Here is a 560-nt window from a genome sequence, read left to right on the forward strand (position 1 = left end):
GTCGACGATTGGATACTGGGCAACGGCGGTAACGACTCGCTGTACGGCGGCAACGGCAACGACCTGCTGGAAGGCGGGGAGGGCGATGACGGCCTGTTTGGCGAAGACGGCAACGATACGCTGCGCGGCGGCGCCGGCAACGACACGCTTAACGGCGGCAACGGTGCGGACCTGCTGGAAGGCGGCGATGGCGACGACGTGATCTACGGCAACAACGATGGCGGCGGCTGGCGCGTTGAGGGTGACACCTTGCGCGGCGGCGCAGGCAACGACCAGCTGTTCGCTGGATGGCGAGGTTACGACAACGTGTTTGAAGGCGGCACCGGTAATGACACGTTGACCGGCAGCTATGCGCGCGACACCTATCTGTTCAATCTGGGCGACGGTCAGGACCTGATCATCGACAAGGCGGATGCGGATATCGCGCGTGAAGAGTACCGCGATGAACTGCGCTTTGGCGTCGGCATCAAGGAAACCGACATTCAGGTGCTGCGCAGCGGCAACGACATGGTGTTCCGCCACGTCAACGGCCAGGACAGCGTGACGGTGAAAGACTGGTT

1 protein-coding gene is annotated in these 560 nt (G+C 62.9%); it reads left to right on the forward strand.

The window, feature by feature from the left end:
* A partial coding sequence (locus QUG03_RS23215) for a calcium-binding protein (RefSeq protein WP_500821124.1) occupies window positions 1-560 on the forward strand: 560 nt, incomplete at both ends.

The organism is Chromobacterium sp. CCUG 30098, from assembly GCF_059916605.1.